Here is a 19,909-nt window from a genome sequence, read left to right on the forward strand (position 1 = left end):
GCGCGGCCCGGACGAGGCATCAACCGCGACGCCCCGCCCGCGGTCGCACAGGCGTCAGCCGCCCAGCCCCCACTTTTTCAGGATTCCATCAATGACCCCATCGGCCTTCAGCTTGGCCAGCGCCTTGTTGATGCGATCGAGCAAGGCCGTGTCGTCCTTGCGCGTGGCCAGACCCAGGCTGCCCACGACAGTAGGCTGGTACGAGCGAGCCATTTTCAGATTGGGATAATTGCCCTGGCTCAGGATGTAGGCGGCGATCGGATAGTCCATGAAGCCGCCCTGAATGCGGCCGGCATTGGCGTCGCGCATCATGTCCGGGGGACTGTCATATAGCTTCACTTCCTTAAAGACGCCGCTCTTCTGGATGGGCTCGACGAAGGCCGTTCCAACCTGTACGCCGACGCTCATGCCCTTCATGTCGGCGAACGACTTGTATTCCTTGTCGTCGCTCTTGAGTACCATCACGCCTTCGCCATACTGGTACACCGGCACGGAAAAACTGACCACTTGCTGGCGCTGCGGCGTGATGAACATGGCCGCCGAGACGATATCGATGCGCTTGGACGTCAATGAGCCGATCAGCGCCGAGAACGCCATGGGCTCGATCTGCACCTCGAAACCTGCTTCCTTGCCAACCGCCCTGACGATATCCACCATCACCCCCTCGATCGAGTTGGTCTTGGTATCGAGGAATGTAAACGGGCTGCCGGTCGGCGTGGACCCGACCTTCAACACCGTCTGGGCTTGCGCGGCCGCCGCCGCTGACAACGCTGCGAATGCAACAACAACCAGGATTTTGAATTTCATGACATGTCTCCAACTTGGCAAGGAGTCCCGGGCGCTGCCCGGAAGGCGGATGATCCCCAACGTCATCGCGCCGCTTTGCTGCCCACGCGCTCAAGGCGCCGGTTGTGTCGTGTCCCCCGCAGCTTGGTTGATGTTCGAAATCGCCCAGATGACCTCAGTCGTCTGGGCTCCGGGATTGCGCCAGCGGCGTGGCGTGCTGCTGGCATAGCAAAAGCTGTCGCCCTCCTGGAGCAACACAACACGATCGCCCACCCAAAGTTCAAGCACGCCCCTGACCACCACGCCGATCTGCTCGCCTTGCCCGGTCACGAACAGCTCGTTGCCCGTGGAACCGCCTGGCTCGATCGTTGCGCGGCATAGATCCATGCTGCGGCAGGCTGGCGGCGTGTACATCTCCTTGACGATGCCCTTCTCCCGCAAGTCGATATACCGATGCGTTCCCGCGCGGGCCACACGACCGCCATCTTCGATTTCTGTATGTTCGGCATTGCGCAGCAAGGTATTGACCGACACGCTGAACTCCCGTGCCAGCAGATGCAGGATCTTGACCGACGCCGAACTCAGGCCTCGCTCGATCTGACTGAGCAGCCCCACGGACATGCCGCAGGCCCGTGCCACATCCGCCAGCGATCTACCGTGCTGCTTGCGCAGTTGGCGCAGTTGCTGGCCCAGCCACATATCCACTGCGGACTCGGGACGGCCCGCCGCCAGCAGCGGCTCGGCCAAGGGTGTGTCAGCGCGTGGCGCGGACGCAGGAGGAGAGGATCGGCGCATATGAAAATTTCATTTTTATATAATTTTCAATGCTAGGGAGATGCGCGAAAAGCGACAACCTAGGAGCATCCCTAGGCCAACTCAGAGCGGTTGCGCCGCGGAAATCCATGGACCGCAATATTGCGATGCGGAAAGCCGGCAAGGCGCGAAAGCGCCGACAGCCGGCCGAGCGAGATCCCCCCGATCCGCGCGGGGCACACATCTCACCAATAAAATTGTGGAATCAATGCAGCGCGGCCGCGCCATGCGGCCAGCGGCTCAGGAAGCCCCGGATTTGGCGCCGCGACGACGCCGGGCAGGCAGGGGGGGCAAGGATTCGCCCGCCAGCTCAGCGAGAAATCGTTCATCGGCCAAGGTCAGCGCCCCGCGGACGCGGGCCGATTCAACCAATTCGGGACGGCGCGTGAGGGTCAGCTCCAGCGACCGCTCCCTGCGCCAGCGGGCGATATTGGCATGATGCCCGGTCAACAAGGGCGGCGGCACCGGCACCCCTTCATAGACTTCCGGGCGCGTGTAATGCGGACTGTCCAGCAAGCCGGACAGCGTATCGTTGAACGAGTCCTGCAAGGCCGAGTCGCCATCGTTGAGCACGCCGGGCAGCAGGCGCACGGCGGCATCGATTACCGCCAGCGCGGCGATCTCGCCGCCGGACAGGACGAAGTCGCCCAGCGAGATTTCCTGGGTGACGCAACGTTCGATGAAACGCTGGTCCACGCCCTCGTAGCGGCCGCAGATCAGAATCAGCCCGTCGCTAGCGGCCAGGGCCTCGGCTCCGGCCTGGTCGTAGCGGCGCCCCACCGGCGCCAGCAAGGCGACCGGCGCAGGCCCCAGCCCCTGGGCAGCCCGCGCCTGCTGGGCGGCGCTGACAGCCGCCTCCAGCGGAGCGGCCATCATCACCATGCCCGGACCGCCCCCATAGGGACGGTCGTCCACGGTGCGATGGACATCGTGCGTGAAGTCGCGGGGATTCCAGGCATGCAGGGACCACCGACCCTGGGCGTGCGCCCGGCCGGTGACGCCGAGGTCGCGCACTACCCCGAACATTTCGGGAAAGAGCGTAACGACGTCGATACGCATCAGAGGTCCAGCGGCCAGTCGCTGTCAATGCGGCGAGCGGCGAGGTCCACGGAAAGAATGTGCGCGCGTACGAACGGAACGAGCATATCGGCAGGCTTGCCCTTGGCATTGAGGATGGCTTCGGGACCGTCGGCCCCTTCCCTCTGGCACAGGACCTTCAGCACGGCGTGGGCGCCGTTGTCGAAGACCTCGTCCACCACGCCGATCAGCGCGGGTTCGCCATTGGCGTTGGTATACAACGCGCAGCCTATCAGGTCGACCCAGTAGTATTCGTCTTCTTCGGGCGCGGGGAAGGACCCGCGCGAGGCCTGCACGGAAAATCCGCGCAAGGCTTCGGCCAGATCGCGATCGGCAATGCCCGCCAACTGCGCCACGACCGTGGCGCCCTGGGAACGGGATTGCAGGACCTTGTATGCGACCGGCCCAGACGCGACAACGCCCCGCGCCGATTCGGGCACAGGGCGAGTCAACCACCATTCAGAAGCCGTGAGCAGCACTTCGGCTTGCGCCGAGTGTGGCTGCACCTTGACCCAGCCTTTGATGCCGTAGGCCGCAGTGATGCGGCCCAGCTCGATCAGATCCGCAGGCGCCGCGTTGGAGGGTGCGGCAGCAGACATGTCGTGAGTATGGGTTGCGTAATGGCAGCTATTGAAGCTGTAGCAGGCAGGAAAAACCGGCAGGGCTACCGCGCAGGCACTTAGGCCGCGGCGGAAACCTTGGCCGAGTAATCCTTGACCAGACGCTCGACAGCGGGCGACAGTTGGGCGCCGTTGCTGGTCCAGTGTTGCACGCGATCCAGCGCAATGCGCAGGTTCTCGGCACCATCATTGCCCACCGGGTTGTAGAAACCCACGCGTTCAATGAAACGGCCATCGCGACGGTTGCGCGAATCAGCAGCCACCAGGTTGTAGAACGGACGCTTCTTGGACCCACCGCGGGCCAGGCGAATCACCACCATAGGTAATCCCTTGAATTAGTTGTGAAAAACGGGAAATTCTAGCACCTAAAGAAGCCGGCTGGCAAATCCAGGCTCCAAATTTCATCGGGAAGCGCGTTTTATACGACAAACAGCACGCCAAAACGCCACATCCCTGCATTGTACAAATCCGGGCCGGAACCCGCTCGCCGCCTAGCGTCTGCGCAGGAAATGCGTGCAGCCGCCGTCCGACTCCTGCTGCGCGAGCAGCGCGTTGCCGGTCTGGCGCGAGAACGCCTGGAAGTCGCGGACAGCATTGCGGTCGGTCGTGACCACTCGCAACACCTGCCCGCTTTCCATCTGCGCCAGGGCTTTCTTGGCGCGCAGGATGGGCAAGGGGCAGGTCAGGCCGCTGGCGTCGACTTCCATATCGAAAGCCGGCGCCTCGCCGCCCAGCCCTGCCTGTACGTCCGACGAATCCATCAGAGACGCTCTTCCACCCACTTCTGCACGCTGGCGATCGCCGCCGGCAGGGCCGCGGCGTCGGTGCCGCCGCCCATGGCCATGTCCGGACGTCCGCCGCCCTTGCCGCCCACCTGGCCGGCCACGAAGCCCACCAGGTCGCCGGCCTTGACGCGGCCGGTCAGGTCGGCCGTGACGCCGCCCACCACGCTGATCTTGCCTTCGGCGCCGGTCGCCAGCAGCACGACTGCGGGCTTCAGGCGGTCCTTGAGGTTGTCGACCATGCCGCGCAGGGCCTTGGGATCGACGTCGGCGATGCTGGCGGCCAGGACCTTGATGCCCTTGACCTCGACCGCGGCGCTGGACGCCAGGTCGTTGCCGGCGCTGGCGGCCAGCTTGCTGCGCGACTGCTCCAGGTCTTTTTCCAGGGCCTTGACCTGATCCTGCACCTGCGCGATGCGCGCGGGCAGGTCGGCCGGCGTGCTGCGCAGCATGCCCGCGACCTGCGTCAGCAGCGCGTTCTGGTTCTGCACCCAGGCCAGCGCGTTGTCGCCGGTGATGGCTTCGACGCGACGCACGCCCGCGGCCACGCCGCCTTCGGACACGATCTTGAACAGGCCGATGTCGCCGGTGCGGGACACGTGGGTGCCGCCGCAGAGTTCGCGCGAGAAACCGATATCCAGCACGCGCACGGTGTCGCCGTACTTCTCGCCGAACAGCGCCATGGCGCCGCCCTTGACCGCGTCGTCATAGGGCATGACCTGCGCCACGGTGGGCTGGTTGGCCAGGATCTCAGCATTGACGATGGCTTCCACGCGGGCGATCTGCTCGGCGGACAGCGGCGCGTCCTGCGCGAAGTCGAAACGGGTCTTGTCGGGATCGACCAGCGAGCCGCGCTGCTGGACGTGAGCGCCCAGCACCTGGCGCAGCGCCTTGTGCATCAGGTGGGTGGCGGAGTGGTTGCGCACGGTGCGCGCGCGGCGCACGGCGTCGACGCGGGCCAGCAGGCTGTCGCCCACCGACAGCGTGCCCGATTCCAGCACGCCATGATGGCCGAACACGCCGGCCTGGATCTTGAGCGTATCGGCCACGGCGAAGCGCAGGCCGTCGGCTTCCAGCAGGCCGGTGTCGCCGACCTGGCCGCCCGATTCGGCGTAGAACGGCGTGGCATCGAGCACCACGACCGCGCTCTGGCCGGCCTGCACCTGCTGCACCTGGGTGCCGTCCACGTACAGGGCGGTGACCTTGGCGCCGCTCAGCTCGAGCTGCTCGTAGCCTTCGAAGCGCGTGTCGGCGCCTTCGTAACTCAGGCCCTCGGCCATCTTGAACTTGCCCGCGGCGCGGGCCTGGTCGCGCTGGCGCTCCATGGCGGCCTCGAAGCCTGCCATGTCCACGTCGACATCGCGCTCGCGGCAGATGTCGGCGGTCAGGTCCACCGGGAAGCCGTAGGTGTCGTACAGCGTGAACAGCGTGGTGCCGTCCAGCTGCCCGCCCTTGGCCACGCCGGCCAGCGCGCCGTCCAGGATGCGCATGCCGTGCTCCAGCGTTTCGCCGAAGCGTTCTTCTTCCTGCTTGAGCACCTGGGCCACGCGCTCGGCGATCGCGGCCAGCTCGGGATAGGCTTCGCCCATTTCGGCGACCAGGTCCGGCACCAGGCGGTGGAAGAAGGGCTTGGTCTGGCCCAGCTTGTAGCCATGGCGCAGCGCGCGGCGCACGATGCGGCGCAGCACGTAGCCGCGGCCTTCGTTGCTGGGGATCACGCCGTCGACGATGAGGAACGAGCAGGCGCGGATATGGTCGGCGATGACCTTGAGGGAGTTGTCTTCCAGGTTCTTGACGCCGGTCTCGCGCGCGGCGGCGGCGATCAGGCGCTGGAACAGGTCGATTTCATAGTTGGAGTGCACGCCCTGCAGCACGGCGGCGATGCGTTCCAGGCCCATGCCGGTATCGACACAGGGACGCGGCAGGCGCGGCATGTTGCCGGCGGCGTCGCGCTCGAACTGCATGAACACCAGGTTCCAGATCTCGATGTAGCGGTCGCCGTCCTCCTCGGGCGATCCAGGGGGGCCGCCCCATACGTCCGGGCCGTGGTCGTAGAAGATTTCCGAGCACGGGCCGCAGGGGCCAGTGTCGGCCATCTGCCAGAAGTTGTCGGAGGCGTAGCGCGCGCCCTTGTTGTCGCCGATGCGGATGATCCGCTCGGCCGGCACGCCGACTTCCTTGGCCCAGATGTCGTAGGCCTCGTCGTCTTCCTGGTATACCGTGACCCACAGTTTCTCGGCGGGCAGCTTGTAGACCTGGGTCAGCAGCTCCCAGGCGTACGAGATGGCGTCGCGCTTGAAGTAGTCGCCGAAGCTGAAGTTGCCCAGCATCTCGAAGAACGTGTGGTGGCGCGCGGTGTAGCCCACGTTTTCCAGGTCATTGTGCTTGCCGCCGGCCCGCACGCTGCGCTGCGACGACGTCGCGCGCGAATACGAGCGCGTCTCCTTGCCCGTGAACACATCCTTGAACTGGACCATGCCCGAGTTGGTGAAGAGCAGGGTCGGGTCGTTGCCCGGCACGAGCGACGACGAAGGAACGATGGTGTGTCCCTTGGACTTGAAGAATTGCAGGAACTGCTGGCGAATCTCGGAGGATTTCATCGTGGACGACGCGGAATTTAGGCGAATCTTTGATTATATAGAGGGTTGGCGGCAATGGAGTCCCTCCCGGACGCTGCCGCCCGGCTCCTGATTGCGCAGCGCCGTGGCCCTCAGGCCGCCGCCCTGGAAGCGCAGTTCGGGCCAGACGCCGGGCAGCACCACGTAGGGCGCGCGGCGCGTATGGGGCAGCGGGCGCTCGCCCTCTTCGTCCACGCCCAGGATGGCCGGCAGCCGGGCCTCTGGAGCGAAATGCAGCCAGATTTCGCGGCCGTCGTCGAATACCTGCATCGGCGCGACAGCCTGATCGCCGGACAGGCGCCAGCCAAAATCGAACGGGCACGCCGACGGCGCCGGCACCGGCCAGGCCGCCCCGTCCATGCCCGGCGGGCTTGCGCACGCCCCAAGCCCGCCCAAGCCGGCCGCGATGATGATCCGCCAAGACATGCCTTCTCCTCCGTCACCGGCGCGCCGGACGGCGCACGCTTGCAGGCATGATCGCGGGCGGCGAAATCCGGCGCCAGACTGGCATGTACGGAGGGACGGATTTATCCCCGTGCCGTCGCGCCGGGTGACGGCACAGGCCGGAAAGACGCGGCCCGGCGATGACTGGCAACCAGGTCCGGCGCGTCGGCAGGGCGAAAAAAAGCCCGGTCCGAGGACCGGGCCTTGCCTTAGGCGACCGCCGACGGCGTCGCGCTCAGCGTTGCGTGGCGATGGTGCGCGCCTGGTTGGCGGCGTTGTTCAGCGCGGCCATCGGCGGGGTCTTGCCTTCGAACGCGTCGGTCAGCTGCTGGTTCAGCACCGGTTCAATACGCGTGTAGTTCGCCATGCGGAAGCCGCGGCTGCTGGCGGACGGACGGGCGCTCATGGAAGCGATCACGGCTTGCGCGCCGGGAATGCTCTTGTAGAACGACACATCGGACGCGCGGAAAGCGGCCTCGGTCAGCGGCAGATAGCCGGTGCGCTGGTGCCATTCGGCGGCGACCACGGGCTTGGACAGCCAGGCCAGGAACTGGGCCGTGGCCTTTTCCTGGTCCTTCGGATGGCCTTCCATCGCCCACAGGGCCGAGCCGCTGACGAAGGGCTGGCCGCCATTGCTGGTGGCCTGGTCGTAGTACGGCAGCGGCGCGACGCCGAAGGACAGCGACTTGGTCGCCAGGAACTGACCGAACGAACCGGAATTGGACGTCAGCACCGCGCACTCGCCCTTGGCGAACAATTTGTCGGCGCCGTTGTCGGCCGTGTGCGCCATGAACAGCAGCGAACGCTTCCAGCTCACCATCAGCGAGATGTGGCGCATGTAGAGCGTGTCGAACTGCATGGTCGGCGCCGGCGTCTTCTTGGTGACGGCGTCCAGGCCATTGTTGTTGCTGGTGAACAGCTGGCCGTTCACGGGCGCCAGGTTCTCAAGGTGCACCGCGACCTGGTCGCTGGAGGCATAGGGACAGTCGATGTCGGCCACGTCGCGCAGCTTGAGCAGCTCGCCTTGCAGGGTGGACCAGGTGCGGGCGGGCTTCTGCGGATCCAGCCCGGCCTTCTTGTAGGCGGCGGTGTTGTAGAACATCACCGGTATCTCGGCCATCCAGGGGAAGGCCAGCAAGCGGCCCTTGCCGTCGCGCACGAAGCTGCTGGTGGCGGGCACGTACCAGTTCAGGTCCTTGATCGGATACTTGGCCAGCAGTTCGTACATCGGCATCACGGCCTTGTGCTCGGCCACGACTTCGGGCGAACGGTTGTCGGCCAGTTGCAGCAGATTGGGGGCCTTCTTGGCCTTGACCGCGGCAGTGGTTTCCTGCTGCAGCTGCGCCTGCGAGGCAAAGGCGCGCAGCGTGACGCTGACCTGATCCTGCTCCTTGTTGTATTGCTTGGCCAGCTTTTCGAACTCGGCCTTGTTCGCGTCGGTCAGCGTATGCCAGACCTGGATTTCCACGGGGGCGGCATGCGCCACGCCCGCGGCCGCCATGGCGGCGCCAAAGACCCATGCCCGCCGGCTGGCGAACATCGCGCGGGCAACACCCGCCAATTGCAGTTTCTTCATAGGTTCACAGACCAAGGAAAGGAAATTCCGGTTCAGGCTGGCGCCCGCTGACCACGTCAGCCAGGGCCCGGCCCGAGCCAACACCCATCGTCCAGCCGAGCGTACCGTGTCCCGTGTTGACATACAAATTGGGGATACGACTGCGGCCGATGATGGGCACGTTGGAAGGCGTGGACGGGCGCAGGCCCGACCAATAGCCGACGCGCTCGAAATCGAGCGCGTCGGGAAAAAGTTGGCGGGCGAGGCGGGTAAGCGCCTCGCAACGCGCGGTGTTCAGGCCACGGGAATAGCCCGACAGCTCTGCCGTGCCGGCCATGCGCAGCCGGTCTCCCAGCCGCGAAAAGACGATCTTGTGGCTGCTGTCCGTCAGGCTGACCACGGGCGCAGCATCGGGCCTGACGATCGGGAAGGTCGCCGAATAACCCTTGGCCGGATAGACGTTGCAGGGGATGCCCAGTGGACGCAGCATGGCGGGACTGAAGCTGCCCATCGCCACCACGTAGGCGTCGGCCGACAGCGTGCCGTAGCGGCCGTCCGGATCGATCAGCTCGACGCCCTGCACGTTGCCGCCGGCCGTGAGCAGCCGGGTGGCCTGGGTGTTGTAGCGAAACTCGACGCCGGCCCGCGCGCAATGCTCGGCCAGCGCGACCGTGAACAGGTGCACGTCACCGCTTTCGTCTTCCGGCGTGTAGTCGCCGCCGACGATGGTATTGCGATGCGGCGCCAGCGCGGGCTCGATGGCGATGACCTCGTCGGCCGACACCACGCGGCGCTCGACGCCGAAGTCGCGCATCAGCCCGGCGGCGCGCTGGGAATTTTCGAATTCCTGCGGATCGCGATAGAAATTCAGGATGCCGCGCTCCAGATGGTCGTACTGGATGCCCAGGTCGGCGCGCATGGCGCGCAACGTGGCGCGGCTGTATTCGGCCATGCGGACCATGGCGCGGATGTTGGGCGCCAGCCTGCCGGGCAAGCACTCGCGCAGGAACGCCAGGCCCCACATCCATTGGCGCCAGTCGAGCTGCGGGCGGAACAGCAGCGGCGCGTCTTCCTGGAACATCCACTTCAGCAGCTTGAACGGCGCCTGGGGATTGGCCCAGGGTTCGGCGTAGGACACCGAGATCTGCGCGCCGTTGGCCAGGCTGGTTTCCTGGGCGGGGCCGGTGCAGCGGTCGATCACCACGACGTCGTGGCCCGCCTGGCTCAGCCACCAGGCGCTGGAAATTCCGATGATGCCGCTACCCAATACCGCTACTTTCATGCCCGCATTGCTCCATGCGCGGAGTCTGGCGTCGGACCCGATGTCCGCGCGCCGCTCCAGGCCGCTGCCGAAATGACACTGCAGTTTACTCCGGCGGCCTGCCGCCGCCTACGATGCCCGCAGGCAAAAATTGGGGCGGAATCCGACGGCCCGGCTCCAGCCTGCCCGATCCGCCCCTTGCACCCAGCCGGCCAGGCCAGGCCCGGCTCAGCCAGCGGCCTTGGCCAGGTCGGCCTCCGACGTGAAGGCGTCGGCGTAGAACTCTTCCGCCGGCAGGCCGCACTGGACGCTGAATTCGCGCCGCGCCGCGTCCACCATCAAGGGCGTGCCGCAGGCATAGACCTGGTGGCCCGACATGTCGGCGATGTCCTGCATCACGGCCTCGTGCACGAAGCCGGTGCGGCCCGTCCAGCCGTCTTCCTGCAACGCGTTGGAGACCACGGGCACGTAACGGAATCCGGGCAGCGCCTCGGTCCACGACTGCGCCAGCGCGTCCATGTACAGGTCCTGCGGACGGCGACCGCCCCAGTACAGCGATACCGGACGCTGGATGTTCTTGTGGATCATGTGCTCGACGATGGCCTTGACCGGCGCGAAGCCGGTGCCGCTGGCCAGCAGCACCACCGGCTTGTCGCTGTCCTCGCGCAGGAAGAACGAGCCGAACGGTCCTTCCAGGCGCAGGATCTCGCGCTCTTTCATCTGCGTGGCGCCAGCCCCGAACACGTGGTCGGTGAACAGGCCGCCAGGCATGTGGCGGATGTGCAATTCCAGCGGGCTGCCAGTGTGCGGCGCGCCGGCCATGGAATAGCTGCGGCGGCGGCCGTCCTTCAGGATGACCTCGACGTACTGGCCCGCGTAATAGCGGAACTGCTCGGAGGCCGGCAACTGCAGCTTGAGCACGGCGACGTCGGGCGCGGCGCGCTCCATCGTCTGCACGCGCGAGGGCAGCTTGCGGATCTGGATATCGCTGGCGAGGCGAACCTCGGTGGATTCCACCACCAGATCCGACTCGGGCCGCGCCTGGCAGAACAGCGTATAGCCGTCGGCCAGTTCTTCGGGCGACAGGATCTGCGCGGGGTACTGGCCGGCGTCGAACTCCCCGGACACCACCTTGCCTTTGCAGGTGGAGCAGGCGCCGTTGCGGCAGCTGTAGGGCAGCACGATGCCCGCGGCCAGGGCCGCGTCGAGCACGGTCTGGCCGGGCTCGACCGGGAACTGGTGCTTGCTGGGTTGGATGATGACCTGGAAGCTCATGGCATGAAACAGTATGGGGTTGACGGGGCGCGCCATCGCGCGCGTCCCGCCCGGCCCGGCCTCAGGCCGGGAACTTGCGGATTTCCTTGACGCGGTTGGCGTCGTCCACCAGCACGACCTTCGGCTTGTGCGTGGCCGAGTCTTCCTCGGACATGGGGCCGTAGGTGCAGATGATCATCAGATCGCCCACCTGGGCGCGGCGGGCGGCGGCGCCGTTCAGCGAGATCGCGCCGCTGCCGCGGGCGGCCTTGATGATGTAGGTGTCGAAGCGCTCGCCGTTGGTGACGTTGTAGAGCTCGATGCGCTCGAACTCGCGCATGCCGGCAGCGTCCAGCAGGTCCTCGTCGATGCCGCAGGACCCCTCGTAATGCAGGTCGGCTTCGGTGACGGTGACGCGGTGCAGCTTGGCCCGCAGCATGATGCGTTGCATGGTAGAAAATATCCTGGTTTCGCGACCCGGAGCGCGAAGTGATGCAAGAATCCCGTCCTGGCGGCCAGCCTCGGCCGGCGACGCCCGGAACGGGACGGAAGGACGACGGCGCCCGGTTTTGCCGTCGAAAGCCGGTATTCTATAATTTTTGCCGCTGCGGGACGGCCTGCGGCTGCGCGCGATCAAACAAGCCGCGCATCCTGTCCCGGGGACGACCCCATCGCGCCGGCGGCGCGCCGGCAATCGGCGCATCGGTCATGCCGGCGCGGCTTTTGTAGGAGTCGTCATGACTTGGATCATTCTGGTGCTCGCGGGCCTGTTTGAAGTCGTCTGGGCCGTGGGCCTGAAATACACGCACGGATTCACCCGCCTCGTCCCCTCGCTCGTCACCGTGGCCGGCATGGCCATCAGCTTCTGGCTGCTGGCCCTGGCCATGAAAACGCTGCCGCTGGGCACCGCCTATGCCATCTGGGTGGGCATCGGCACCATCGGCGCCTTCATCGCCGGCATCGTGCTGTTCGGGGAATCCACCAGCTGGATGCGCATCGTCAGCGTGGGACTGATCGTGCTGGGGCTGGTCGGCCTGAAGCTGTCGTCGGCCTGACGCCAATCCGGCCCTGCCCCCCACCCGGCGGCCATGTCCGCCGGGCCTAGAAATCCAGTTCGATCCGCACCGCGTCGCCAACCTTCAGGCGCGCCTGCGCCGGCGCGTCCAGGATGGCGTTCTGGCCGAACACCACGCCGATCTCCAGGTTGCGGTAGGACGCCAGCGTGCGGCCCGGCTCGTCGAACTGCTGCGCGCTGCGCTGGTCGATGTCCGGAATCGAGCAGCGGGTGCAGGGCTTGACGAAAGCCATGCGCACGTCCGCCGCCTCGATCAGCGCGGTATGGTCCTCTTCGAACGCCTCCCAGTCCCCCTGCACCACGATATTGGGCCGGAACCGGTCCATCGGCACCTCGGCCGCGCCCTTCGCGAGCAGCCGGGCGTTCAGGTCGTCCAGCGAGGCCTGGTTGGCCACCAGCAGCGGAAAGCCGTCGGCGAAACCGAAATGATGGGTACCGGAGAAACGCTCGGACTCGTCCGGATGCGCATCCAGCCAGCGCGACACCCAATCGGTCTTGGCCGGTCGGCGCGCGGCGGGATCGACCTTGTACAGGCGACAGGGCGTGCCCAGGAAATCCGAGAACCAGCGGCCGGCGGCGGCGCTTTCGCGCAGCGCGGGCAGGCTGTCCTTCCAGACGGTGACGGTTTCGCTGCCCGCTTCCAGGCCGGAGCCGTCCAGCGCGATCAGCAGGTCGGCCATGTCGGGCGCCGACACGCGCAGCGCGCCGTCGTCGATCGCGGTGCGGATCAGCGCCATGCGCGGCCACTGGCGCTGCGTCATGAACTGCCCGCTGCCGTCGATCAACATCCAGCGCCGGTCGTGCGCCAGCCCCGCGCGGTCGATAGGCGATTCGCTCAGATCGATGCCGGCGCAGGATTTGATGGGATAGATATGCAGGCTGAGGATACGGGCGGACATGGCGCGGATGGCGAGATGTGAAAGTCGCCAGAGCATAGCGGAAGGTCGAAAAAAAGCCCAGGCCGCGGCCTGGGCTGCGCGCGCCGGCGCTCCACGTAGGGGATGCCGGCGCGCCGATCGCGGTGCAATCCTGCCTCAAGCGCCGACCAGCTTGAGTGCGTCCAGCGGCGTGACCGCCTTGAAGGCCTTGCGCGTGGCGATGTGCTCGGGCCTTGGCGTCAGGCCGTACTTCGGCGGACCCAGCGTGTTCTCCATGCTGTTGTAGACCATGAATACGTTGGCGCGCGGCCAGGGCGAGATGTTGCTGTTGGAGCCATGCATGGTGTTGCAATCGAAGAACACCACCGATCCGGCCTTGGCCGTCATGGCCTGGATGCCGCCCTGCTCCACCAGCAGCTGCAGGCTGACCGGATCCGGCACGCCGTACTCCTGCTTCTTGAGCGACTGCTTGTAGTGCTCGTTGGGCGTCTGGCCGACGCAGGAAATGAACTGCCGGTGCGAACCCGGCACCAGCATCAACGGGCCGTTGTTGGCGTTGTTGTCGGTCAGCAGCACCGAGCAGCTCAGCGCCCGCATGGCGGGCATGCCGTCCTCGACGTGCCAGGTCTCGAAGTCCGAATGCCAATAGAACTCCTTGCCCTTGAAGCCCGGCTTCATGTTGGCGCGCGACTGGTGCACGTACACCTCGGACCCGAGGATCTGGCGCGCCACGTTGACCAGGCGCGGATCGCGCGTCAGGCGGGCCAGCACGGGGTTGAGCACATGCACCATGAAGATCGAGCGCACGGCGTTGCTGCCCGGCTCGGTGATGGCCTCTTCGCGCCGCATGATGGACGGGTCGCGCGTCATGCGCTCGACCTCGGCCGCCAGGGCGCGGACCTCGCCGGGCGACAGCAGATCTTCCAGCAGCAGGAAGCCGTCGCGTTCGTACCGTTCCAGTTGCGCGGCATCCAGGGCATCGGCGTAAAGGCCGTCGCCGTGGACCACCGGATCCTGGCGGGAAATGATGGCGGAACCGCGATCCGTACGCGAGGCGTACGGATCTTGCGCAGGTGAAATCATGTTCGCCTCCTTGTTCAGGCCGCGACCGCGTCGGCGCCCGCCTCGGGCAACGCATAGACGCCGTCCTTGTCGTGCACCTCCTGACCGGTCAGCGGCGGATTGAATACGCAGATGACGCGCAGCGGCTCCTTGCCGCCGCACAGCCAGTGCTCGTCATGCTCGTTCAGGGCATAGACCACGCCCGGTTCGAGCGCGTAGGTCTTGCCGTCGGCGATGGTCTGGATCGAGCCGTCGCCCTCGACGCACCAGACCGCTTCCAGGTGGTTCTTGTAGTGGATGTGCGTGCGGCCGCCCGGGAAGATCGTGGTTTCATGGAAGGAAAATCCCATGCCGTCCTTTTTCAGCAGCACGCGCCGGCTGACCCAGGTGTCCGTGCGGACTTCGTCCGCCGTTCCGATCACGTCCTTGACATTGCGTACGATCATCCGCGTTTACCTCCAAATTTCAGAATGCGGGCGGACTGCCCGTCTTCGTCGGCCAGCGCCTCGGACACGCTGGCCTCGATCACTTCCAAGCCGCGCCTCAGCAGGCCTTCCTCGATGGTGAGCGCGGGCAACAACTTGAGCACTTCGTCGTGCGCGCCCGAGGTCTCGATGACGACGCCCTTGCCGAAGGCGCGCTTGGCGATACGGTTGGCCAGCGCCGGCGAGGCGTTGGACACCAGCCCCTGGATCAGGCCGCGGCCGCGCACCGACAGGCCGGCATTGGGAAAGCTGTGCACCAGGTTTTCCAGCCAGTCGCGCACCAGGCTTTCCTTGCGCTGGATCTCGGCGCTGAAGGCAGCGTTGGTCCAATAGGTTTCCAGCGCCTGCGTGGCGGTGACGAAGGCCAGGTTGTTGCCTCGGAACGTGCCGCTGTGGGCGCCCGGTTTCCAGACGTCCAGCTCGGGTTTCATCAGCACCAGCGACATGGGCAGGCCGAAACCCGACAGCGACTTCGACAGCGTGATGATGTCCGGCCGGATGCCGGCGGCCTCGAAGCTGAAGAAGGTGCCGGTGCGGCCGCAGCCGACCTGGATGTCGTCCACGATCAGCAGCATGTCGTGCCGCTGGCAGAGCTTGGCCAGCTCTTTCAGCCAGCGCAGCGTGGCGACGTTCACGCCGCCCTCGCCCTGCACGGTCTCGACGATCACGGCGGCCGGCTTGTCCAGGCCGCTGCTGGGGTCATCCAGCATGCGCTCAAGATAGGCCATGGTGTCCACGTCGGGACCGAAGTAGCCGTCATACGGCATGAAGCTGGTGTTGGCCAGCGCGTAGCCCGCCGCGTCGCGGAACTTCATGTTCGCGGTCGCCGCCAGCGAACCACCGCTCACGCCGTGAAAGCCGTGCGTGAACGACACCACATTGGGGCGGCCCTTGACCTGGCGCGCGATCTTCAGCGCCGCCTCGACCGCGTTGGTGCCGGTGGGTCCGGTGAACTGCAAGGTGTATTGCCAGTTGCGCGGCTTGAGCAGCACGCGGTCCACGGTTTCCAGGAACGCCTTCTTGGCGCTGGTGGCCATGTCCAGGCCGTGCACCACGCCATCGGCGCGCACGTAGTCCAGCAGCTTTTCCTTGAGGACAGGATTGTTGTGGCCATAGTTCAGCGTGCCGGCGCCGCTGAAGAAGTCTATGTACTCGGTTCCCTCCTCGTCGATCAGCGTCGAGCCTCTGGCCTGGCTGAATATCACGGGGAACGACCGGATGTAGCCCCTTACTTCCGACTCCATCCGGTCAAAGATTTTCAAGTCCATGTGATCAATCCTCCCTTTCAGATCATGAGTTGACAGACGGCCTGCTCCCGCCCGGCCACGCCTCGCGGCGGCCGGACCGTCAGCACCATCCCGGTTATGGCAGGGCGCCCGCCCCACCCGCCTACGGGGCGGGCAAGGTGAACGGGCCTATCCTCAACAACATCTCGTCGTCATGGTCCGCGCCGCCGAACAGTTGCCGGTCGAAGAACGGCTGCTCGCTGACGTGGGCGCCCAGCTCCGCGGCGAGGCCGGCGAAGCTGCGGCGCGAAGCCTGGTTGTCAGGCCCCACCGTGGTTTCGAGATGACGAACATGCTCCAGCCCCTTGCGCCGCAAGAGTTCTCTGAGCATGGCGCGGCCTAACCGATGGCCGCGTGCGCGGGCGTGCACCGCGACCTGCCAGACGAACAGGACGTCGGGCCGGTCGGGCAGCACATAAGCGGAGATAAAACCGTCGATGCGTCCTCCGGCGCTTTCGGCCAGGACGCAGGTGTCGCTGAAATGCTCAGCCAGGAGCAAGTACGCGTAGAGGGAATTGAGGTCGAGCGGCGGACACTCGGAGATGAGGCGGTGCAGGGCGGCGCCGTCCTTGCGGCTGGGCGGGCGCATCTGCTGCGTCCCGCCGCAAGCCGCCGGCGCCACGGCACTTGAGAGGATGGGGGTTTCCTGTGCGGTATCGATCATACGACCAGCCCCGATTCGGGAGGCGCGCCGCCGGTGGGCACCTCGAGGATGGGAGAAGCAGGATCGGCGTGCGGCTCGGCGGCGGCCGCGTGCCCGTCCTGCTCCATCAAGGCCACGATGCGCTCCAGCGACAGCGTGATGGTGGCCTGCTCCAGTTCCGGCAACGCGTTCAGCGCGTCCGCCAGGTGTTTCTGCAGCGGCGACGGCGCATCCTTGGCCAGTGCGCGTCCGGCTTCGGTCGCGGTGACGAACACGATGCGGCGGTCTTCACGGCCGCGCTCGCGCCGGATCAGCCCCTTGTCCTCCAGGCGGTCCAGGATGCCGACCACGGTGCTGGGACTGACGTGGATCTCGCGGCTGATCGCCGTGGCCGTCAGCGGCCCGTTGGCGATGACGGTGCGCAGGCACATGAGCTGCGGCGCGGTGATGTGGCTCACCGCCGACAGCTGCCGCGAATGCAGGGCGATCGAGCGCGTGATGCGGCGCAAGGCCCGCAGGATGCGCAGGTCGTACTGCTGCGAGGGATCGGTTACGGTCTGTTTATTCATGACTGAATCAGTTCAGTTAAATTGATTTCTGTACAAATGATATGAGCGCAATTCTCCTCTGTCAAACCTGAGCCCGGCGGATTTTGTAATCAAATCCATGTACCCCGCCCGCCCTCTGCCCCGGCGTTTCCCGCGACGACAGCCGTTACATTCATTCAGAAAATCCGCCGTGACCGGCTCGCGCGCTCGTTCTTGCCCAGCCCATATAAAACAATTGTTTTTTCAATAAAGACAGAAGTATCATTTGTTTTATTTCGAGTCCCACGTCCATGACCTCCACGCTCCAGGACCGCCTGCGCGACATGCTGCCCGGCCTGCCCGCCGAACTCCAGCGGGCGGCACGCTGGGCGCTGGACAATCCGGCCGAGGTCGGCCTGTGGTCCATGCGGCGCCAGGCCCAGGCCGTGGGCGTGGCGCCCGCCACCATGCTGCGCATGGCGCGCGCCGCCGGCTGCGACACCTATGAGGCCTTCCGCGCGCCCTTCCAGCGCGCGCTGACCCAAGGCATGGAAGCGGGCTGGCGCGACCGCGCCGCGCGCCTGCAGGCCCGGCGCGCCGAAACGCCCGCTGTGGACGCGCGCGCCGCCCTCACCCGCTGGCAGACCGCCGCACTGGAATCCATCGGCGCCGTCAACGCCGACTCCGCCTTCGACGAAGCCGCCGCCACGCTGCTGGCCGCCCGCCAGGCCGGCTTCCTGGGCACGCGCTCGGCCTTCGGCATCGCCTTCCAGATGCGCTATGCCTACCAGATGCTGTGCCGCAACGGCATGCTGATCGGCGGCCTGGGCGGCGCCTCCTCCGACGAGGCCGATACCCTGGGCCAGGGCGACGCGCTGGTGGTGGTAACGCAGGCGCCCTACGCGGCGGCCACGCTCGAACTGGCGCGGTCGGCGGCCGAGCGCGGCGCGGCCGTGATCGCGCTGACCGACGCCCCCACCAGCCCGATCCTTCCGTTCGCCCGCCATGTCCTGCGCTTCGCGCGGCCCGAGGATGCGCCCGGCGACACGGGCGGACCCGCTTCGTTCTTCCACAGCACGGCGGGCCTGCTCGGCCTGGCCGAGCACCTGATCGCGCGCGTCGCCGTCCTGGGCGGCGACGGCGTATTGCAACGGCTGTCCGAAATCGAATCGCGCCAGCGCGCCGATGGCGTGTATTGGCCCGAAACGCCTGGCCGCCCAGCCCCCTCCCGCGCGCGGCGCTGAATCCGCCGCGCGCCTAACCTTGTCCGGAACCTGCGTCATGACCCGCTCCCGAGTTTTCCATCGCTCCCTGCGCGCCACGCCCCCCGTCGCCGTGCGCGGCCAGGGCGCCTGGCTGTACGACCAATCCGGCCGCGCCTACCTGGACGGCTCGGGCGGCGCGGCGGTGTCCTGCCTGGGACACAACCACCCCGACGTGTTGGCCGCCATGCACGCGCAGATCGACGCGCTGGCCTACGCGCACACCAGCTTCTTCACCACCGAGGCCGCCGAATCGCTCGCCGCCATGCTGGTCGAGGACGCCCCCGCCAGCACGTCACACGCCTATTTCGTCTCCGGCGGCTCCGAGGCCATCGAGGCCGCGCTGAAGATGGCGCGGCAGTACTACGTGGAAATCGGGCAGCCCGGCCGCCGCCACATCGTCGCGCGCCGCCAGAGCTATCACGGCAACACGCTGGGCGCGCTGGCCGTCGGCGGCAACGCCTGGCGGCGGGCGCAGTTCGCCCCGCTGCTGATCGAGGTCGAGCATGTCTCGCCCTGCTACGCCTACCGCGACCAGCGCGAGGGCGAAAGCGAGGAGCAATACGCGGCGCGGCTGGCCGACGAATTGGAACAGACCTTCCAGCGGCTGGGACCGGACAGCGTCATGGCCTTCGTGGCCGAGCCGGTGGTCGGCGCCACCTTGGGCGCGGTCACGGCCGTGTCCACGTATTTCCGCCGCGTCCGCGAAGTCTGCGACCGCCATGGCGTGCTGCTGATCGCCGATGAGGTCATGTGCGGCATGGGACGCAGCGGCACGCTGTACGCGGTGGAACAGGAAGGCGTCACGCCCGACCTCATCACCATCGCCAAGGGCCTGGGCGGCGGCTACCAGCCTATCGGCGCGGTCATGGCGCAGGAGCGCATCGTGCGCGCCATCGAACAGGGCTCGGGCTTCTTCCAGCATGGCCACACCTATCTGGGCCACGCCACCGCCTGCGCCGCCGCGCTGGCGGTGCAGCAGGTCATCCGCCGCGACGGCCTGCTCGAGCGCGTGCGCGCGCAAGGCGCCGGATTGCGCCAGCGCCTGGAACGCGCGTTCGGCGACCATCCGCATGTGGGCGATATCCGCGGCCGGGGCCTGTTCATGGGCCTGGAGCTGGTCACCGACCGCGCCAGCAAGCAGACCTTCGATCCCGCGCTGTCGCTGCATGCCCGCGTCAAGCGCGAGGCCATGGCGCGCGGCCTGATGGTCTATCCGATGGGCGGCACCATCGACGGACGCCATGGCGACCATGTATTGCTGGCCCCGCCCTTCATCGTCTCGGACGACGAGCTCGACCAGCTGACGGAGCGCCTGGCCGGGGCGATCCACGCCGCCATCGCACAGGCGCGCGGCTGAGCGCGAGCGTCCGCGGCGAATCCAGCCACGGGCACGCCTGGCCGGCAGGCCCGGCGGCAGCGGCAAAGAAGCGGGGGGGGCGCGCCGCGCCCCCCCCCCCCCCCCCGGTTAGTGCCCCCCG

General features: G+C 66.8%; 21 protein-coding genes. 3 read left to right on the forward strand and 18 right to left on the reverse strand.

Translation table 11 applies throughout. The features are described 5' to 3' along the window. Nucleotides 1-54 precede the first annotated feature (54 nt). The 12 genes from ACEU5R_RS21620 to panD all read right to left on the reverse strand — a co-directional run bounded on the left by ACEU5R_RS21620 (nt 55) and on the right by panD (nt 11,661). Complete coding sequence (locus tag ACEU5R_RS21620; RefSeq protein WP_392411550.1) at nt 55-807, reverse strand: ABC transporter substrate-binding protein; 753 nt, start codon at nt 805-807, stop codon at nt 55-57. Nucleotides 808-897: 90 nt separating this feature from the next. Next, entirely contained in the window at nt 898-1,581 is a 684-nt protein-coding gene (locus ACEU5R_RS21625) for a helix-turn-helix domain-containing protein (RefSeq protein ID WP_392411552.1), read from the reverse strand. Nucleotides 1,582-1,839: 258 nt separating this feature from the next. Further along, nucleotides 1,840-2,658, reverse strand: a complete 819-nt coding sequence (gene trmD / locus ACEU5R_RS21630; RefSeq protein ID WP_392411553.1) for a tRNA (guanosine(37)-N1)-methyltransferase TrmD — start codon at nt 2,656-2,658, stop codon at nt 1,840-1,842. Then, nucleotides 2,658-3,275: a ribosome maturation factor RimM gene (gene rimM / locus ACEU5R_RS21635; RefSeq protein ID WP_103275337.1), complete on the reverse strand. Its 618-nt coding sequence runs from the start codon at nt 3,273-3,275 to the stop codon at nt 2,658-2,660. Before rimM ends, trmD begins: the two co-directional genes overlap by 1 nt. Before the next feature lie 80 nt (nt 3,276-3,355). Further along, nucleotides 3,356-3,616, reverse strand: a complete 261-nt coding sequence (gene rpsP, locus ACEU5R_RS21640; RefSeq protein ID WP_103275338.1) for a 30S ribosomal protein S16 — start codon at nt 3,614-3,616, stop codon at nt 3,356-3,358. A gap of 171 nt (nt 3,617-3,787) precedes the next feature. Further along, nucleotides 3,788-4,057 (reverse strand): sulfurtransferase TusA family protein, encoded by a 270-nt coding sequence (locus ACEU5R_RS21645; protein WP_392411554.1) that lies wholly within the window; start codon nt 4,055-4,057, stop codon nt 3,788-3,790. Beyond that, the gene (gene alaS / locus ACEU5R_RS21650) at nt 4,057-6,678 is read right to left on the reverse strand and encodes an alanine--tRNA ligase (RefSeq protein WP_392411555.1); all 2,622 of its coding nucleotides are present in this window, start codon (nt 6,676-6,678) and stop codon (nt 4,057-4,059) included. Before alaS ends, ACEU5R_RS21645 begins: the two co-directional genes overlap by 1 nt. Nucleotides 6,679-6,711: 33 nt before the next feature. Continuing rightward, complete coding sequence (locus ACEU5R_RS21655; RefSeq protein ID WP_392411556.1) at nt 6,712-7,122, reverse strand: TrbG/VirB9 family P-type conjugative transfer protein; 411 nt, start codon at nt 7,120-7,122, stop codon at nt 6,712-6,714. Between the two features lie 253 nt (nt 7,123-7,375). After that, nucleotides 7,376-8,716, reverse strand: coding sequence for an extracellular solute-binding protein (locus tag ACEU5R_RS21660; protein ID WP_103275342.1), 1,341 nt, complete (start codon nt 8,714-8,716; stop codon nt 7,376-7,378). Between the two features lie 4 nt (nt 8,717-8,720). Next, entirely contained in the window at nt 8,721-9,977 is a 1,257-nt protein-coding gene (locus tag ACEU5R_RS21665; RefSeq protein WP_103275343.1) for a D-amino acid dehydrogenase, read from the reverse strand. A gap of 207 nt (nt 9,978-10,184) precedes the next feature. Next, nucleotides 10,185-11,231 (reverse strand): CDP-6-deoxy-delta-3,4-glucoseen reductase, encoded by a 1,047-nt coding sequence (locus ACEU5R_RS21670; protein WP_103276574.1) that lies wholly within the window; start codon nt 11,229-11,231, stop codon nt 10,185-10,187. Between the two features lie 61 nt (nt 11,232-11,292). Continuing rightward, on the reverse strand, nt 11,293-11,661 hold the full coding sequence (gene panD / locus ACEU5R_RS21675) for an aspartate 1-decarboxylase (RefSeq protein ID WP_103275344.1): 369 nt from the start codon (nt 11,659-11,661) through the stop codon (nt 11,293-11,295). Nucleotides 11,662-11,947: 286 nt separating this feature from the next. On the opposite strand from panD, the gene sugE reads away from it, so the two are divergent. Then, entirely contained in the window at nt 11,948-12,265 is a 318-nt protein-coding gene (sugE, locus tag ACEU5R_RS21680; RefSeq protein WP_212312470.1) for a quaternary ammonium compound efflux SMR transporter SugE, read from the forward strand. A 46-nt stretch (nt 12,266-12,311) separates the two neighbouring features. Here the strand turns inward: sugE and ACEU5R_RS21685 are convergent, their stop codons facing one another. The 6 genes from ACEU5R_RS21685 to ACEU5R_RS21710 form a co-directional block, all read right to left on the reverse strand. Next, complete coding sequence (locus ACEU5R_RS21685) at nt 12,312-13,184, reverse strand: MOSC domain-containing protein (protein WP_392411557.1); 873 nt, start codon at nt 13,182-13,184, stop codon at nt 12,312-12,314. A gap of 135 nt (nt 13,185-13,319) precedes the next feature. Next, nucleotides 13,320-14,246: an ectoine hydroxylase gene (gene thpD, locus ACEU5R_RS21690; RefSeq protein WP_103275347.1), complete on the reverse strand. Its 927-nt coding sequence runs from the start codon at nt 14,244-14,246 to the stop codon at nt 13,320-13,322. A 14-nt stretch (nt 14,247-14,260) separates the two neighbouring features. After that, the gene (locus ACEU5R_RS21695) at nt 14,261-14,671 is read right to left on the reverse strand and encodes an ectoine synthase (RefSeq protein WP_103275348.1); all 411 of its coding nucleotides are present in this window, start codon (nt 14,669-14,671) and stop codon (nt 14,261-14,263) included. Further along, on the reverse strand, nt 14,668-15,978 hold the full coding sequence (gene ectB / locus ACEU5R_RS21700; RefSeq protein ID WP_392411558.1) for a diaminobutyrate--2-oxoglutarate transaminase: 1,311 nt from the start codon (nt 15,976-15,978) through the stop codon (nt 14,668-14,670). The genes ACEU5R_RS21695 and ectB overlap by 4 nt, the downstream gene beginning before the upstream one ends. A 121-nt stretch (nt 15,979-16,099) precedes the next feature. Beyond that, nucleotides 16,100-16,660, reverse strand: coding sequence for a diaminobutyrate acetyltransferase (gene ectA, locus ACEU5R_RS21705; protein WP_103275350.1), 561 nt, complete (start codon nt 16,658-16,660; stop codon nt 16,100-16,102). Continuing rightward, the gene (locus tag ACEU5R_RS21710; RefSeq protein WP_103275351.1) at nt 16,657-17,208 is read right to left on the reverse strand and encodes a MarR family winged helix-turn-helix transcriptional regulator; all 552 of its coding nucleotides are present in this window, start codon (nt 17,206-17,208) and stop codon (nt 16,657-16,659) included. The genes ectA and ACEU5R_RS21710 overlap by 4 nt, the downstream gene beginning before the upstream one ends. Before the next feature lie 269 nt (nt 17,209-17,477). Between ACEU5R_RS21710 and ACEU5R_RS21715 the strand changes: the two genes are divergently transcribed. Beyond that, entirely contained in the window at nt 17,478-18,410 is a 933-nt protein-coding gene (locus ACEU5R_RS21715) for a MurR/RpiR family transcriptional regulator (protein ID WP_103275352.1), read from the forward strand. A gap of 37 nt (nt 18,411-18,447) precedes the next feature. Continuing rightward, the gene (locus tag ACEU5R_RS21720; protein WP_392411559.1) at nt 18,448-19,788 is read left to right on the forward strand and encodes an aspartate aminotransferase family protein; all 1,341 of its coding nucleotides are present in this window, start codon (nt 18,448-18,450) and stop codon (nt 19,786-19,788) included. The last annotated feature ends 121 nt before the right edge of the window (nt 19,789-19,909 follow it).

This window comes from Achromobacter sp. 413638 (genome assembly GCF_043119405.1).
Taxonomy (GTDB): domain Bacteria; phylum Pseudomonadota; class Gammaproteobacteria; order Burkholderiales; family Burkholderiaceae_B; genus Achromobacter.

Coding starts and splice junctions, on each gene's coding strand:
- ACEU5R_RS21620 (WP_392411550.1), bottom strand. CDS start 807: ATGAAATTCAAAATCCTGGTTGTTGTTGCATTCGCAGCGTTGTCAGCG.
- ACEU5R_RS21625 (WP_392411552.1), bottom strand. CDS start 1,581: ATGCGCCGATCCTCTCCTCCTGCGTCCGCGCCACGCGCTGACACACCC.
- trmD (WP_392411553.1), bottom strand. CDS start 2,658: ATGCGTATCGACGTCGTTACGCTCTTTCCCGAAATGTTCGGGGTAGTG.
- rimM (WP_103275337.1), bottom strand. CDS start 3,275: ATGTCTGCTGCCGCACCCTCCAACGCGGCGCCTGCGGATCTGATCGAG.
- rpsP (WP_103275338.1), bottom strand. CDS start 3,616: ATGGTGGTGATTCGCCTGGCCCGCGGTGGGTCCAAGAAGCGTCCGTTC.
- ACEU5R_RS21645 (WP_392411554.1), bottom strand. CDS start 4,057: ATGGATTCGTCGGACGTACAGGCAGGGCTGGGCGGCGAGGCGCCGGCT.
- alaS (WP_392411555.1), bottom strand. CDS start 6,678: ATGAAATCCTCCGAGATTCGCCAGCAGTTCCTGCAATTCTTCAAGTCC.
- ACEU5R_RS21655 (WP_392411556.1), bottom strand. CDS start 7,122: ATGTCTTGGCGGATCATCATCGCGGCCGGCTTGGGCGGGCTTGGGGCG.
- ACEU5R_RS21660 (WP_103275342.1), bottom strand. CDS start 8,716: ATGAAGAAACTGCAATTGGCGGGTGTTGCCCGCGCGATGTTCGCCAGC.
- ACEU5R_RS21665 (WP_103275343.1), bottom strand. CDS start 9,977: ATGAAAGTAGCGGTATTGGGTAGCGGCATCATCGGAATTTCCAGCGCC.
- ACEU5R_RS21670 (WP_103276574.1), bottom strand. CDS start 11,231: ATGAGCTTCCAGGTCATCATCCAACCCAGCAAGCACCAGTTCCCGGTC.
- panD (WP_103275344.1), bottom strand. CDS start 11,661: ATGCAACGCATCATGCTGCGGGCCAAGCTGCACCGCGTCACCGTCACC.
- sugE (WP_212312470.1), top strand. CDS start 11,948: ATGACTTGGATCATTCTGGTGCTCGCGGGCCTGTTTGAAGTCGTCTGG.
- ACEU5R_RS21685 (WP_392411557.1), bottom strand. CDS start 13,184: ATGTCCGCCCGTATCCTCAGCCTGCATATCTATCCCATCAAATCCTGC.
- thpD (WP_103275347.1), bottom strand. CDS start 14,246: ATGATTTCACCTGCGCAAGATCCGTACGCCTCGCGTACGGATCGCGGT.
- ACEU5R_RS21695 (WP_103275348.1), bottom strand. CDS start 14,671: ATGATCGTACGCAATGTCAAGGACGTGATCGGAACGGCGGACGAAGTC.
- ectB (WP_392411558.1), bottom strand. CDS start 15,978: ATGGACTTGAAAATCTTTGACCGGATGGAGTCGGAAGTAAGGGGCTAC.
- ectA (WP_103275350.1), bottom strand. CDS start 16,660: ATGATCGATACCGCACAGGAAACCCCCATCCTCTCAAGTGCCGTGGCG.
- ACEU5R_RS21710 (WP_103275351.1), bottom strand. CDS start 17,208: ATGAATAAACAGACCGTAACCGATCCCTCGCAGCAGTACGACCTGCGC.
- ACEU5R_RS21715 (WP_103275352.1), top strand. CDS start 17,478: ATGACCTCCACGCTCCAGGACCGCCTGCGCGACATGCTGCCCGGCCTG.
- ACEU5R_RS21720 (WP_392411559.1), top strand. CDS start 18,448: ATGACCCGCTCCCGAGTTTTCCATCGCTCCCTGCGCGCCACGCCCCCC.